This is a genomic window from Azospirillum sp. UENF 112521, from assembly GCF_058780665.1.
Genome location: NZ_JBSNCI010000001.1, coordinates 176,834 through 190,039, shown reverse-complemented (window position 1 = coordinate 190,039; position 13,206 = coordinate 176,834). Strand labels below are relative to the sequence as shown.

General features: G+C 64.4%; 13 protein-coding genes. 4 read left to right on the top strand and 9 right to left on the bottom strand.

Going from position 1 to position 13,206, the window contains the following annotated elements:
• Position 1: 1 nt before the first annotated feature.
• Genes ACWPN8_RS00865 through ACWPN8_RS00855 form a run of 3 tightly spaced genes read right to left on the bottom strand, consistent with a single transcriptional unit; the run spans position 2 to position 2,898 of the window.
• Positions 2-961, bottom strand: coding sequence for an MlaD family protein (locus ACWPN8_RS00865; RefSeq protein ID WP_109451889.1), 960 nt, complete (start codon positions 959-961; stop codon positions 2-4).
• Positions 962-970: 9 nt separating this feature from the next.
• Positions 971-1,792: an ABC transporter ATP-binding protein gene (locus ACWPN8_RS00860; RefSeq protein WP_492239586.1), complete on the bottom strand. Its 822-nt coding sequence runs from the start codon at positions 1,790-1,792 to the stop codon at positions 971-973.
• On the bottom strand, positions 1,792-2,898 hold the full coding sequence (locus ACWPN8_RS00855) for an ABC transporter permease (protein WP_492239585.1): 1,107 nt from the start codon (positions 2,896-2,898) through the stop codon (positions 1,792-1,794). The genes ACWPN8_RS00860 and ACWPN8_RS00855 overlap by 1 nt, the downstream gene beginning before the upstream one ends.
• 323 nt (positions 2,899-3,221) lie before the next feature.
• On the opposite strand from ACWPN8_RS00855, the gene ACWPN8_RS00850 reads away from it, so the two are divergent.
• Positions 3,222-3,737: an adenine phosphoribosyltransferase gene (locus tag ACWPN8_RS00850; RefSeq protein WP_109453326.1), complete on the top strand. Its 516-nt coding sequence runs from the start codon at positions 3,222-3,224 to the stop codon at positions 3,735-3,737.
• Between the two features lie 2 nt (positions 3,738-3,739).
• Here ACWPN8_RS00850 and ACWPN8_RS00845 read toward each other — a convergent pair whose 3' ends face one another.
• From ACWPN8_RS00845 to ACWPN8_RS00835, 3 genes are all read right to left on the bottom strand, one after another.
• Positions 3,740-4,189: a DoxX family protein gene (locus ACWPN8_RS00845; protein ID WP_492239584.1), complete on the bottom strand. Its 450-nt coding sequence runs from the start codon at positions 4,187-4,189 to the stop codon at positions 3,740-3,742.
• Positions 4,190-4,258: 69 nt separating this feature from the next.
• Positions 4,259-5,215 (bottom strand): DMT family transporter, encoded by a 957-nt coding sequence (locus tag ACWPN8_RS00840; protein ID WP_247873327.1) that lies wholly within the window; start codon positions 5,213-5,215, stop codon positions 4,259-4,261.
• A 109-nt stretch (positions 5,216-5,324) separates the two neighbouring features.
• The gene (locus ACWPN8_RS00835) at positions 5,325-6,164 is read right to left on the bottom strand and encodes a 2-keto-4-pentenoate hydratase (RefSeq protein ID WP_492239583.1); all 840 of its coding nucleotides are present in this window, start codon (positions 6,162-6,164) and stop codon (positions 5,325-5,327) included.
• Positions 6,165-6,335: 171 nt separating this feature from the next.
• Between ACWPN8_RS00835 and ACWPN8_RS00830 the strand changes: the two genes are divergently transcribed.
• Complete coding sequence (locus ACWPN8_RS00830) at positions 6,336-7,667, top strand: acetylornithine deacetylase/succinyl-diaminopimelate desuccinylase family protein (protein WP_492239582.1); 1,332 nt, start codon at positions 6,336-6,338, stop codon at positions 7,665-7,667.
• Positions 7,668-7,734: 67 nt separating this feature from the next.
• Here ACWPN8_RS00830 and ACWPN8_RS00825 read toward each other — a convergent pair whose 3' ends face one another.
• On the bottom strand, positions 7,735-8,457 hold the full coding sequence (locus ACWPN8_RS00825) for a hypothetical protein (protein ID WP_492239581.1): 723 nt from the start codon (positions 8,455-8,457) through the stop codon (positions 7,735-7,737).
• 322 nt (positions 8,458-8,779) lie between these two features.
• Here ACWPN8_RS00825 and catB point away from each other — a divergent pair, with 322 nt between their 5' ends.
• Entirely contained in the window at positions 8,780-9,415 is a 636-nt protein-coding gene (gene catB / locus ACWPN8_RS00820; protein ID WP_492239580.1) for a type B chloramphenicol O-acetyltransferase, read from the top strand.
• A 554-nt stretch (positions 9,416-9,969) separates the two neighbouring features.
• On the opposite strand, the gene ACWPN8_RS00815 is transcribed toward catB, so the two are convergent.
• Both ACWPN8_RS00815 and ACWPN8_RS00810 read right to left on the bottom strand, forming a co-directional pair.
• Entirely contained in the window at positions 9,970-11,445 is a 1,476-nt protein-coding gene (locus tag ACWPN8_RS00815; RefSeq protein WP_492239579.1) for a hypothetical protein, read from the bottom strand.
• A 474-nt stretch (positions 11,446-11,919) separates the two neighbouring features.
• A complete protein-coding gene (locus tag ACWPN8_RS00810) occupies positions 11,920-12,360 on the bottom strand; it encodes a DUF427 domain-containing protein (protein ID WP_492239578.1) in 441 nt (146 codons plus the stop codon).
• Positions 12,361-12,562: 202 nt separating this feature from the next.
• On the opposite strand from ACWPN8_RS00810, the gene ACWPN8_RS00805 reads away from it, so the two are divergent.
• Positions 12,563-13,195 carry a 3'-5' exonuclease gene (locus ACWPN8_RS00805; protein WP_492239577.1) on the top strand — a complete coding sequence of 211 codons (633 nt, stop codon included), beginning with the start codon at positions 12,563-12,565 and terminating at the stop codon, positions 13,193-13,195.
• Positions 13,196-13,206 lie beyond the last annotated feature (11 nt).

The window sequence follows — 13,206 nt, the reverse complement described above, 5'->3', positions numbered from 1 at the left end:
CTCATTTCCCACGCACCTCCACGCCCTGCCGCGTCCCGCCGAAGAGGAAGTTCGACGGGTCGTTCTCGATCCGGGTGACCACCCGCGACAGCTGCCCGGACAGATCGCGCAGCTGGGTGATCAGCAACGTCAATTCATACAGCCCCGTGGCGGTAAAGTCGCGCACCGGTTCGCGATTCTCGGCCAGCATGCCGTTCAGGGTGTCGGAACTGCGTTTCAGCGACCGCATCAGCTCGCGCGTCTCGCCGGTCACGCTCTTGGCGGCGGTGTCGACGCTCGTCAGCGTGTCGCGCGCCTGCTCCATCGTGCGGTCGAACTGCGGGCCGGACGCCTCGAAGCCGCTCAGCGTCCGCCTCGCCTGCGCCATCGTCTCCTCCAGCCCGGCGCTGGTCCGGGCGAGTTCGGCGCTGGCGGTGCGGGCGTTGGCGAGGATGTCGCCGATGGCCTTCTGGTTGTCGCCGTTCAACAGATCGCCCAGCCGGGTGATGACCTCCAGCGACCGGCTGACCAGCTGCGGCGCGCTGTCGACCACCGCGGTCAGCGAGCTGGGCCGCGACGGGATGGTCAGCACGCCGTCGGCATCGGTGGCGGTCAGATGCTTGCCCCCCGCATTGCCGCCGGAGATCTGGACATAGGCGCCGCCGGTGATCCCCTGCAGTTCCAGCGAAGCGATGGAATCGGACATGATCGGCGTGCCGTTCTGCACCATGATCGTCACCCGCACCCGCGTCACGTTGTCAGGGTCGAGCCGGATGTCCGACACCGTTCCCACCGGCACGCCGCGGTAGCGCACCGGGCTGCCCTGCTGCAACCCGGTGACGGAGCCGGTGAAATAGATGCGGTAGGTTTCGCGCGTTTCATCGAGCTGGACCTTGGCGATCCAGGCGGTGAAGACCAGCAGGCCGGCGACCAGAGCCAGCACGAAGCTGCCGACCAGAATGTAGCTGGCGCGGGTTTCCATGACGTGCCCCTACCCTTTCGCAAGACGCTTGGCGTCTTCTTCTTCGTAGCGTCGTGCCTGATTGCGCTCTTTGGCGTCGAGGGCCGCGCGGCCGCGCGGTCCGTGGAAATAATCGTGGATCCAGGGATGGGGATCGGCCAGATGCTGGGCCAGGGTGCCCACCCGGATCTTCTTGTCGACCAGAACGGCGATGCGGTCGCAGATTGAGGTCAGGCTGTCCAGATCGTGGGTGACCATGAAGACGGTCAGCCCCAGGCTGCGCTGCAAGCCCTGGATCAGCGTGTCGAAGGCGGCAGCACCGATTGGGTCGAGGCCGGCCGTCGGCTCGTCCAGGAACAGGATGTCGGGGTCGAGTGCCAGGGCGCGGGCAAGGCCGGCGCGCTTGATCATGCCGCCCGACAACTGGGCCGGATGCTTGGTGCCGGCGTCGGGCGGCAGGCCGGCCATGGCGATCTTCACCCGTGCCACCTCGGCGATCAGCGCCGGGGCCAGGCCGGTGTGCTCCTTCAGCGGCAGCATCACATTCTCCGCCACCGTCATCGAACTGAACAGGGCGCCGTTCTGGAACAGCACGCCGGTGCGGGCCTGCAACGCGGTGCGCTCCGCCCGGTCCAGGTCGGCGGTGTCGTGGCCCAACAGCTCGATCCGGCCGGCGGCAGGGTCGATCAGGCCGAGGATTTCCTTCAGCAGCACCGACTTGCCGGTGCCGGAACCGCCGACGACGCCCAGCACCTCCCCCCGCTCGACGTCGAGGTCGAGGCCGTCATGGACGGTCTGCGGGCCGAAGCGGGTGACCAGTCCGCGCACGCGGATGACGGGAGCGGCGGTCATCACACCCCCAGCATGGAGAAGAGGACGGAGAACACCGCGTCGATGACGATAACCAGGAAGATGCCCTCCACCACCGCCTTGGTTGTCATGATGCCGACACTCTCGGCACTGCCGGAGACCTTCAACCCTTCGTAGCAGCCGACCATGGCGATCACCAGGGCGAAGACCGGCGCCTTGATCAGGCCGGCGATCACCGTGTTGATGCCGACGGCGCTGTGAAGCTGGCGGATGAACTGCCCGAAGGTGATGTCCAGCGTGGCATAGGCCATCACCGCCCCGCCGAACAGCCCCATCACATCGGCGTAGAAGGCCAGCAGCGGCAGGGTGATCATCAGCGCCAGCGCCCGCGGCACCACCAGCAGCTCCACCGGGTCGAGGCCCATGGTGCCGATGGCGTCGACCTCCTGGTTCACCTTCATGGTGCCGATCTGCGCGGTGAAGGCGGAGCCGGAGCGGCCGGCGACGATGATCGCCGTCATCAGGATGCCGATCTCGCGCAGGACGGAGATGCCCAGCAGGTTCACCACATACAGTTCCGCCCCGAAGCGCTTCAGCTGGTCCGCCCCCTGGAAGGCCAGCACCACGCCAATCAGGAAGGACAGCAGCCCCAGGATCGGCAGGGCATTCAGCCCGGTCTGCTCGATGTGAAACAGGACGGAGGTCAGGCGCAAGCGCGACGGGCGCAGGATCAGCCGGGCGAAGGTGACGGTGACGAGGCCAAGGAAGCCGACGAGGTCGAGGATCTCCTTGGCGGCGCTCACCGTCGTCTGGCCGGTGCGCACCACCATGTCGAGAACCGGGTGGTGTTCGCGTTCGATCGGGTGGGGCGGCGCCTTGCCGGCGTCACGCACGGCGTCGAACAGGGCGGAATGCTCCGGCCGGAGGCCGACCACCGAAACGGCATGCCCCTCGGCCCCCAGCCGTTCGGCCGAGCGGTTCAGCAGATAGGCGCCGACGGTGTCGAGCGCCTCAACCCGCGCCAGATCGAGCCGCACCGCGGTGCCGCCCGGCGGCTTGGGCGCATGGTCCAGCGCATCCGACGCAGCTGTGGCCCATTCCAGGGTCCAGCGCCCGGCGGCGGCGATCCGCCACCCGCCATCGGCCAAGCCCGGATCGTTCCCGGCTTCGATCCGGGCCCCATCCTTCGCCGCTCCGTCTTTCGCCAAAGTCGCTGCCACAGGCTCCGCCGCACGCATCCGCACATCGAACCGGTACGTTTGGCCGGCACGCCTGGAACGTGGCGGAGCATCGCCGGATGGTCAACCCCATCCGGCAAATCCGTCTCATCCGCAAGCAGGGCGACAGCTTGGTCTGCGTCCAATCGCGGCTTTGCGCCGGGGTGGCCAGCGGCTAGAGTGCCGGGAGGCGGACCGGGCCATGCATGCCGGCTTGCGATTCTTTACGGACAAGATCTCCGATGAACTTCCCGATGAACTTCAAAGACCATATCCGCGACATCCCGGATTTCCCGAAGCCCGGCATCCTGTTCTACGACGTCTCGCCGCTGCTGGCGAACGGCGCCGCCTGGAAGGCCGCCATCGACGCGCTGGCCGAGGCGGTGCGCCCGCACAAGCCGGAGCTGCTGGTCGGAATCGAATCGCGCGGCTTCCTGGTCGCCGCCCCGCTGGCGCTGACGCTGGGCATCGGGTTCATCATGGTGCGCAAGCACGGCAAGCTGCCGGGCGACAAGATCGCCCATTCCTACGACCTCGAATACGGCACCGATACCATCGAGGTGCAGGCCGACGCGGTGAAGCCCGGCCAGCGCGTGGTGGTGCTGGACGATTTGCTGGCGACCGGCGGCACCATGGCCGCCGCCATCAGCCTGCTGCGCCAGGTCGGCGCCGACGTCCGCGCCGCCGCCTTCCTGGTGGAACTGACCTTCCTCAATGGCCGCGGCCGGATCGACGTGCCCAGCGTCTCGCTGATGGCGTACGATTCCTGAGGTCAGCGCCGGCTGAGCCAGCCGTCGACGCTGAAGCGCCCGCCGCCCGAGGCGACCAGCGAGAGGAAGCCGCCGATGATGGCGAGGTTCTTCATGAACTGGATCTGCTGCATCTTCATGGCGTCGGGCGCAGCCTCCCAATAGCGGTGGGCGATCAGCGTCGCGGCGACGGTGAAGACCGCGACCAGCAGAGCCGCCAGCCGGGTCCAGGCGCCCAGCACGATGGCCAACCCGCCGAACGCCTCAACCAGCGCGCCGATGGGGGCGACGATGGTGGCCATCGGCACGCCCTGGCTCTCCATCCCGGCGATGAAGCCGCTGAGCGCCATCAGCTTGCCGAAACCGCTCTGCACGAAGATGGCGCCCAGCAGCACGCGGGCCGCCAGCAGCAGCGCGTCCTGCCCGGTGGTGGCGGTGCCGTATCCCGCCGGTGTGGTCGCATAGTTCGTCATCCCGGATATCCCTTTCATTCTATTGGAAGAGGAGACGACGGAAGACGCACGGTTATTCCCCAAAAAAGCTCAGGCCGTCTTCCACAGGCTGATGATCATGACGCCGGCGACGGTCAGGGCGGCACCGGCCAGCTGCAGCCAGCCCATCGGCTCCGCCAGCACCAGAGAACCGAACACCGCGGCGGAGACCGGGCCGATGGCGCCGCTCAGCGCCACCAGATTGGGGCCGACCCGCCGCAGCGCCTCCGCCGTCATCAGCACCGGCAGCACGGTGCAGACCACCGCCATCACCGCCGACAGCCCATAGACCGGCAGCGGCAGGTCCAGCGCCGACAGGGGGCGCAGCACCAGGAATTGCAGGATGCAGCACAGGCAGGCCGCCGTCATCGCATAGGCGGTGAAGCGCATGGAGCCGATCCGCTGGACCACGCGGCTGCTGCCGACCAGATAGATCGAGTAGAGGAAGGCCCCCATGAAGACCAGCGCCGCTCCGGTCATGAAGTCGGGATGGCCGGTCCCGATCTCCGACCAGACCACCAATGCCACGCCGGCATAGGAGACCACCAGCGCCACCACCTCGCGCAGGCCGATCCGCTTGCCGAGGAACAGGGCCGACAGGACAACGACGATGGTCGGGTAGAGGAACAGCAGCAGCCGCCCCATCCCGGCCGTGACATAGCGCAAGCCCAGGAAATCGCAGAAGCTGGCGGCGTAATAGCCGGTGACGCCCAGCGCCACCGTCAAAGCGAGGTCGCGGCCGGCGATCGGGGCGCGCTCTCCCTTCCTGGCTCCTGCCCACAGCGCCATGCCCAGGAAGAAGGGCAGCGCGAAGACCATGCGCAGCATGATCAGGGTGACCGGATCGACATTGTAGCGGTAGGCCAGCTTGATGATGACCGGCCGCAGCGAGAAGGCGACCACCCCGGCCACCGCAAGCCCCAGACCGGCCAGCATCTGGACCGGCGGCAGCAGGCGCTTCCCGGCATCGGGCAGGACTGCTTCGGAAGACAGGCTGGGCTGGGACAAGGGGAAAATCCGGGGACTGGAGGGGGGAGGCCATTCAAGCATCCCCGCCGCCATTTGGCTTCCGTCAAGGCCGTGTCGGGCCATGACCGCCGTCATACCCTGGATTGCGTCAGGCGATTGTCCCAGCGGCGACGGCGGTGCCGGACATCGGCTCCAGGCCGGTGAAGGCGATGCGCGCCTGCTGGCCGATGGCGATGGCATGCACGCCGGTCAAAGCACCGGTCGAGATCCACTGCCCGGCCTTCAGCGGACGGCCCAGCCGGACCGCGATGCTCAGCGCCACTGCGACCGCGGCGGCGATGCCGCCCGGCAGCTTGGCGGCACTGCCGACGCCGACGCTCTGCCCGTCGATCAGCACCTCGGCCCTGAGTGCATCGCTGCCCTCGACGCCACCGACGATCTCCTCGCCGACGATCAGGCCGTTGTTGTTGCCGAAGACGGCGGTGGAGGCGGTGGGGCCCAGCGTGTTGACCGGGGCCAGCGGACCGCCCGCCACCTCGATGGCGGCATGGACGGCGGCGATGAAGGCCGCGGCCTCCGCCGGGCTGTAATCCAGCTTGTCGGCGGGGGCGTCGGCGGCGATGCGCACCGCGAACTCCGCCTCCACCGCGCCGAAGCCGCCGGGGATGACCGGGAAGGTCAGGGAGCCGCCGGCGCCCGTCACCACGGTGCCTGCGAAGATCGGGCCGATGTAGCGCATGGCGCCCAGCGTCTCCTCCAGGGCCGGCGGCACCCGCGCCACCTTCCAGCCGGCGACCTCGTCGGGCCAGGCGGCGGTCGCCGTCGCCTGGATGGCGTAGGCGGTGGCGAGGTCGGCCGGCAGCGGGCCGGGGAAATCGGCAAGGCCGGTCGCGCTGCGGCGGGCGTCGACGAAGCGGGCCGCTGCCTCGGCGATCACCGGGTCGGCCAGGGTCGGGGCGCTCAGCCCGATGGGATGCGTGACGGTCATAGAGGATCTCCACTGAGAGGCGCCGCGACTGTAGCGGTCCCGGACGGTCCGGGAAAGTGCGCTGCACCAGACCGCCGACAGGACCGTCCACAGGGCCGCTTCCCGAAAGGCGGGGTGGACGGACCATCGGGATGCGGCGACACTGACCGCGTCCTTGCCGCGGGAGAGGCCATGCGTTCCGACACCGACGCCGCAACCACCCAGCTGTTTCGCCGGCTTTTCGGCCGGATCGAGTCGCGGCGCGACGAGCTGGTCGCGCTGACCCAAGCGCTGATCCGCATCCCCACCGTCAACCCGCCGGGCGACGTCTACACCGACTGTGCCGAGCTGATCGGCCGGCGGCTGGCAGCGCGCGGATTCGGGGTGGAGTATGTGCGGGCGGAGGGGGCGGCGGGAGACAGCGACCGCTATCCGCGCACCAATGTCGTCGCCCGCATCGAGGCGCCGCGTCCGGGGCCTTGCGTCCATTTCAACGGCCACATCGACGTGGTGCCGGCCGGCCAGGGCTGGACCGTCGATCCCTTCGGCGGGGTGGTGAAGGACGGCAGGGTCTATGGCCGCGGCGCCTGCGACATGAAGGGCGGCATCGCCGCCTCGATCATCGCGGTGGAGTCGCTGCTGGAGGAGGGTCTGCTGACGGCCGGCGCCCTGGAGATCTCCGGCACGGTGGACGAGGAATCGGGCGGCTATGGCGGGGTCGGGCATCTGGCGACGCTCGGCTATTTCTCCCGGCCCAGGGTCGACCACGTCATCATCCCGGAGCCGCTGAACGTCGACCGGGTCTGCATCGGCCATCGCGGCGTCTGGTGGGCGGAGATCGAGACCAGGGGCCGCGTCGCCCACGGCTCGATGCCCTTCCTCGGCAACTGCGCGGTGCGCCACATGGGCGCCGTGCTGCACCGGATCGAGACCGAGCTGATCCCGCGCCTCGCCGCCAAGCGCACCGACATGCCGGTGGTGCCGGAGGGGGCGCGCCAGTCGACCATCAACATCAACGCCATCCATGGCGGCCAGCGCGAGGATCATGACGGGCTGCCCAGCCCGATGGTGCCCGACCGCTGCCGCATGGTGATCGACCGCCGTTACCTGATCGAGGAGGACCCGGACGCGGTGCGCGGCGAGGTCGTCGCCATCCTGGAGGATCTGCGGCGCAGCCGCCCCGGCTTCGACTATGAGCTGCGCGAGGTGCTGGCCTTCCTGCCGACGATGACCGACGCCGACGCCCCCGTGGTGCGGGCGGTGGCCGCCGCCATCGAGACGGTGCTGGGCCGCCCGGCGCAGCAGGTGGTGTCCCCCGGCACCTACGACCAGAAGCATGTGGTCCGCGTCGGCCAGCTGAAGGACTGCATCGCCTACGGCCCCGGCATCCTCGACCTCGCCCACCAGCCCGACGAATGGGTCGGCATCGACGACATGGTGCAATCGGCTCAGGTGATGGCGCTGGCGACGCTGGAATTGCTCGGCGGTGGTGCTGCGGAAGCCGGCGGCGGGCTGCGCTTCTGACGGCTCCGGCTCTGCGGTTGGGACAGCGGATGGAACGGCGTGGAACGCTTTCCGGCCGATGTTCCATCTACCGCCGGCCGGCGAAGGCACCGGCGGCACGGCGGCTGACCGGGCCGGGGTTGAGGTTGGGGTACTCCTCATACTGGTTGAGCGTATAGGGGAAGACGCCCTTCGGCCCGGCGGCCTCCGGCTGGGCCAGGACGGCGGCGACCATCGCCGGGTTGGGCGGGCAGCGTTCGCGGATGGCGCCGGGGATGGCGTCGTCGTCCAGTTCGGGGACGATGACGGCGGGCGGGTCTTCCGGTTTCGGGGCCGGCTTCGGGGCAGGTTTCGGGGCGGACGGCTGATCGGGTTGGGCATCAGGCTGGGTGGCCTGCCGCTTGGCTGCGGGAAGGTCGAGGCCGGCGAACAGGCCGAGCCGCTCGGCCAGCCAGCGGACGGTGGCGGGATCGCCGGAGGAAACCAGCCGCTCGATCTGTTCGGCCACCAGTACCCGCAGCGAGGACAGGCGCAGTTCCGCCTCGCGGTTCAGCGCCTGCCGTTCCCACCAGACCCTGTGACGAAAATCCTTGGCGCCGTAATAGGCGCGCCACAGCGTCGTCCGGCTGCACCCCATGGCGCGCGAGACCTGGAAGAAGCTGTTGCCGCGGGCCAGCATGCCGGCGGCCATGATCCATTGTTCCTCGTGGAACTGCGAACCGGGAACCAGCGAGCCTTCCGACGGGGTCGGCGGCTCCTCGGCCCAGCGGGGAAAATTGTCGGTGGTGAAGCTGCGGGGATCGAGGGGCATGGCGGGACTCCACAAGCGAGGGGGCTTGCGGAGAGGTTACAGGAAAATTTTCCTTTACAGTGGCGTTCTTTGAAAATCGAGATGGGGGTTGCTTCATCGGCACAGAGGAAGTCCTGCCCTCTCGCTCTTGCGATCTGGATGCTCCGCTGCAAATATCCTCGCCATGAAGGCCGCACCAAGTACCACCTGCATCGCGCTCTCGCGCGCCTGACGCGAAGAGCGTTACCGTGAGCCCCCTGATGGGCGGCTCGCGTCGACTGTCTGCGCGCCCATGCAGACAGGAAACCGCCTGTTTGGCGGCTCGGATGCAGAGAGTGATTCGATGAAGAACTTTTTTGAAAGCCCCTTCAAGGGCGTCCTTCTGGAAAAGCAGGTCACCAACCCGAACATCGTCTTTGGCCGATACAGCTATTATTCCGGCTATTATCATGGCCACAGCTTCGATGACTGCGCCCGGTTTCTTCTTCCGGACGAAGGGGCCGACAAGCTGGTGATCGGCAGCTTCTGCTCCATCGGATCCGGTGCAGCCTTCATCATGGCGGGCAACCAAGGCCACCGGAGCGACTGGATCAGCACCTTTCCCTTTTTCTGGATGCCCGACGTGCCGGCCTTCGCCGGCGCGCAAAACGGCTACCAGCCCGCAGGCGACACGGTGATCGGCAATGACGTCTGGATCGGGTCGGAAGCCATCGTCATGCCCGGCATCACAGTCGGCGACGGTGCTGTGATCGGCACAAGGTCGCTGGTGACGCGGGACGTCGAGCCCTATGCGATTGTGGGCGGTAACCCCGCCAGACCGATCCGGAAGCGCTTCGATGACCATCTTGTGGCGTTGCTGCTTGAGATGGCGTGGTGGAATTGGTCCGACGACCAGTTGCGGAGCGCCATGCCGATCCTGACCAGCGGCGACGTCGCAGCACTTCATCGTCACTGGGAAAGCATGATCAAGCACAGCTGACAACGACCATGCCGGCTTCGCCTGTCCCGGGAGCGGGATGGGCAAAGCCGGCACTTGCCGGGCCCATGGTCAGAACCGCAATGGCTGAGCCCCCTGGCGCTCTCGCGAAAGCGACCGTGTTTTGCATAGCGTAAACCACACCGTCAGGGCTGCAATTCCTGTCCAGCTCGTGCGTGTCTTCAGTGTCGATCTGGAGGGCAACCGCCAGATTCTCTCGGTCGTGGCCAGCCCCCGGTCAGCCACTCCCGAATGTTGATTCAGCGCCAGAAGCGGACTTGATCGTGTGTGCTGAAAGAGCAGACCTGAAGTTTTTACACTCGAACCTAATCCCCAACCAGAGCGGCAAGAAGTATATCAATATCGCATATAAGCTGACCGCAGGATTCAGTGTTATACTCATAGGCGCATTAACAGCTTAACACAAACAAGTTACCGACTTGAGCGCAGTTTATACGGATGTTACGCGACCAGATGCAAGTTCAATCCCTCCGCCCGTGAGACCATCACACAAATAAAGTTAATTGAAAAATATCGCAGACTATTATTATAAAAATTTACTTTTCTTTATTTTCTTTATTTTCTTTTGCTGCATCCTTTGCTTCTTTTTCCTCTTGTGTTAAGCTGTCTCCGAGTAGTTCTCGAATGGGATCCAGCATTTTCCGATCGAGCTGGTCGAGTCGAGAAGCCACCTCGCAGAAGCACATGGCAAAGGCTGCTTGCGCACGGTGAATTTCCGTCTCGTGCCCGCCATCACCTGTATGTACGATTTCGCTGCGAGCATGGTAAATAGTCAAGACACTGGATTTGTAAACTTCTACATTTGGGTGGCTGCTGAGACAAATCCCAACACGGCGCTGGATACGTGCGGCGCTTCCGGGTGCGTAATAATCAGTAAGCAGTGTTTCGAATGCAACGGCCAGTGCAACGATGCATTCAGCTTCCTTCAACCGTGACCCAAACGACTGCCTATACCAATCGATCGACGTTACCAATCGACGATAGACTCTGATATGAATTTTTTCTTCTGAGCTCAGGTTCACATATCGTAGATATCCAACCTCTACAGATCGCAAGATTGGAGTTAGCTTTTCCTTCCACTTTTGGACCTCCGACCGTGCCAACGTGCGCGTACTTACTGTGACAGCTAGATCTGAAAGCCTTGCTAATTCTAGAGCTGCGACATTCATAGGTACACGGCGAAGGTTAATCGGTTTTTCGGGGTGAGTCGCCTCGCCTACCAAGTAGTGGCGAATGTCCAAAGTTTCCCAATTGTTCACATTTGCCGATGACTGAAATTTTTCGACCAATATGCCAGCATCAATACTTAGGGCATGCAACATTACCACCTGCGCCGCTGCGATCCGAATCTTGAGGGTGTAGATGAATTGGTTCTCGTAGTAATCGCCGGTATGAGAGGAAAGGCGCACCAGCATAAGAGGGTTGCGGGTTAGCCACTTCATGTTGCTGCCGCGAGCATAATGCTCGATGTCGGACCGATGAATTTCAGCAGTGATGCCAAGTGCCGTTGCCATCCTCCTGAGGTTGGCGAGAGCTTCGTCGAAGCCGTTGGCCTGGGCCGTCACAGCGAAATTGGCGTCCAGAAAGACAGCCATGGATTCAAGCTCTGAGGATGCTGTCATCAGCGGCGGAATCTCCATCCCGAACTCGGTCAGCGGATAAAGAACGAAGCCCGGCCGCTCGACTCCGGCACTTCGAAGATCCTGGATTACGCGACCACATATGTCGGCATGTCCGTTCTGTGCTGCACTGAGCACGAACTCGTCGAGCACTGAGACCCCGACAAAAATGCCCGATTTCCATAATGCTTTCGCCAGAATTGAGCGCACCGTAAGTAGGTTATGGAGAATTCCTTCTCTGTCTTTCTCGCTAAGAATGCTTTCATCCGTAGCCAAATCTTCCACGCTGCCGAACTGCTTCAGCTGATTGTGCTTTGAAATCAGGTAGCGCTCAGATTTCTCTAGTTTTTTAGTAGAATTTATAGTCAAATTAGGGAAAGCTTGCTCTTCCATTGGCTCGGCAGACATAATTAAGTTGAACAGGGCACTCTGCCTACGTCTTTTTTTTATTCATGTCTACACCGTTTTCGCCGCGCTATAGCGCTTGCGCAGGTTCCGCATTGCGAGAAGCTGTTGATTGATAAGCCAGTTCCAACGGCTTGTAATATATTAGATGAATTGACATTCTAAAATAATAATAGGTATACAAATACAGGAAATACTGTCCTAATTATAAAAAATCGCTTTAATGATCGACCAGCATTTTTAGGATGCAGATTGCCTGTTCAGCATATGCACCATAAGGCGGAATATTGGTGGATTCGCTTACTGTAGCATCCAAAGTTATTTTCGCAATGAAGCGCGGGCGCGACCGGCATTTATTCCTGTCGCAAAATAGTCTTGGGTAAAAGTCTGCTCCGGGTCAGAAGCAGACGCATCTGCATTGCTCACAACCACACCGCAGGCAGAGCCTTCCGCCGGCTGCCGCTATGGGACCGCGTGCTCTTCGATGCAATCGACGCGCTCCGGATAAAATGCCAAATGGTCGCGGATGGCGGCCACGGCGGGATAGGGAGTCTCGTAGGTCCAGACAGCGTTGACCGCGACGCGGTCACCCACGCGCAGGCTGTAGTACGACGCATCGCCCTTGTAAGGGCAATGCGTCGTGTGTGCCGTGCGCTCGAAGGCCGTCATGTCGGCATCCTCGCGGGGAATATAGTGGACCGCGGGCAACGTCGCCTCGGTCAGCGTCAGGGCACGGGCCGTTTCGGCGACGACCCGGCCGGCGAAGACGACACGGATCCGAGTCGGGTTGGGGATGATCGTGATGGGATGCTCGGGGCCGGGAATCTTCACAGCGATACTCCTTGCTCGCCAGTGGTCGCGCCGGTCGGTCGCGCCGGTCCTGGCGCGGCCATCATGCTTCATACCAGTGACTCTTGATCGCGACCCGTCAGGATCAAGAGCTTCGGCGGCATGGTTCGGCGGCGGGAGCCGGCCGCTTGTGAGCGTGGTGTCGCAGATCGGCGGCCGGCGCTTTCGCCATGCTACTTTGGGCGGCGTGACGGAGCGTCGTCCCTGTTTCACATCCGTGCCGCAGGGGGCTCCAGCGATGAAAGATTGGATCTCAATGAGCATGCACCCATGGGAAGGACGTGACCGGCTGGTCGCAATCGACATCGAGACGACCGGACGGCGCCTGCCGAGCCTCCAGGACATCCGCAAGGCGCCCAAGGGCCTGCGTCAGCCCGGCATCATCATCGAAATCGGGTGTCTTGAGCTTCTCCGCGAGGGGGATGGCTGGCGGAAAGCGCGCAGCTGGGAGACGCGGGTCAACCCCGACGCCCCTCTCCATCCCGACGCCATCAAGGTGCACGGCATCAAGCCCGCCGACCTGAAGGCGGCGCCCCGCTTTCCCGAGGTGGCCGACGCGCTTCTCGCCTTCCTGGGCGAGGATCTTCTGGTGGCGCATGCCTATGAGAACGAGATGGACTTCCTGAACCACGAGTTCGCGCGCTGCGGACGCGCCGCATGGGGGGCCGAAACCTTCCCGGCGGACCGGTTCATCTGCACCAAGGAGATGTCGCACGCGGCCTTCCCCGGCGCTTCCGGCTCGCTCGATGCGCTGTGCGACCGGCTGTGGCTCGACCGGAGCGACCGCTTCGCCCACCATGGCGCGCTGCTCGACGCGGACCTGACGGCCGACGCTTTCGTCAAGATGGCGTTGGGCGATACCGGCCCGCGCGACGCCGTGTATGAGTGAGACGCGGCGCC

What these genes read in the sequence shown, in the direction of transcription:
- ACWPN8_RS00865 (WP_109451889.1), bottom strand. Translation starts at nt 961, where the DNA reads ATGGAAACCCGCGCCAGCTACATTCTGGTCGGCAGCTTCGTGCTGGCT.
- ACWPN8_RS00860 (WP_492239586.1), bottom strand. Translation starts at nt 1,792, where the DNA reads ATGACCGCCGCTCCCGTCATCCGCGTGCGCGGACTGGTCACCCGCTTC.
- ACWPN8_RS00850 (WP_109453326.1), top strand. Translation starts at nt 3,222, where the DNA reads ATGAACTTCAAAGACCATATCCGCGACATCCCGGATTTCCCGAAGCCC.
- ACWPN8_RS00845 (WP_492239584.1), bottom strand. Translation starts at nt 4,189, where the DNA reads ATGACGAACTATGCGACCACACCGGCGGGATACGGCACCGCCACCACC.
- ACWPN8_RS00835 (WP_492239583.1), bottom strand. Translation starts at nt 6,164, where the DNA reads ATGACCGTCACGCATCCCATCGGGCTGAGCGCCCCGACCCTGGCCGAC.
- ACWPN8_RS00830 (WP_492239582.1), top strand. Translation starts at nt 6,336, where the DNA reads ATGCGTTCCGACACCGACGCCGCAACCACCCAGCTGTTTCGCCGGCTT.
- ACWPN8_RS00825 (WP_492239581.1), bottom strand. Translation starts at nt 8,457, where the DNA reads ATGCCCCTCGATCCCCGCAGCTTCACCACCGACAATTTTCCCCGCTGG.
- catB (WP_492239580.1), top strand. Translation starts at nt 8,780, where the DNA reads ATGAAGAACTTTTTTGAAAGCCCCTTCAAGGGCGTCCTTCTGGAAAAG.
- ACWPN8_RS00815 (WP_492239579.1), bottom strand. Translation starts at nt 11,445, where the DNA reads ATGGAAGAGCAAGCTTTCCCTAATTTGACTATAAATTCTACTAAAAAA.
- ACWPN8_RS00810 (WP_492239578.1), bottom strand. Translation starts at nt 12,360, where the DNA reads ATGAAGCATGATGGCCGCGCCAGGACCGGCGCGACCGACCGGCGCGAC.
- ACWPN8_RS00805 (WP_492239577.1), top strand. Translation starts at nt 12,563, where the DNA reads ATGAGCATGCACCCATGGGAAGGACGTGACCGGCTGGTCGCAATCGAC.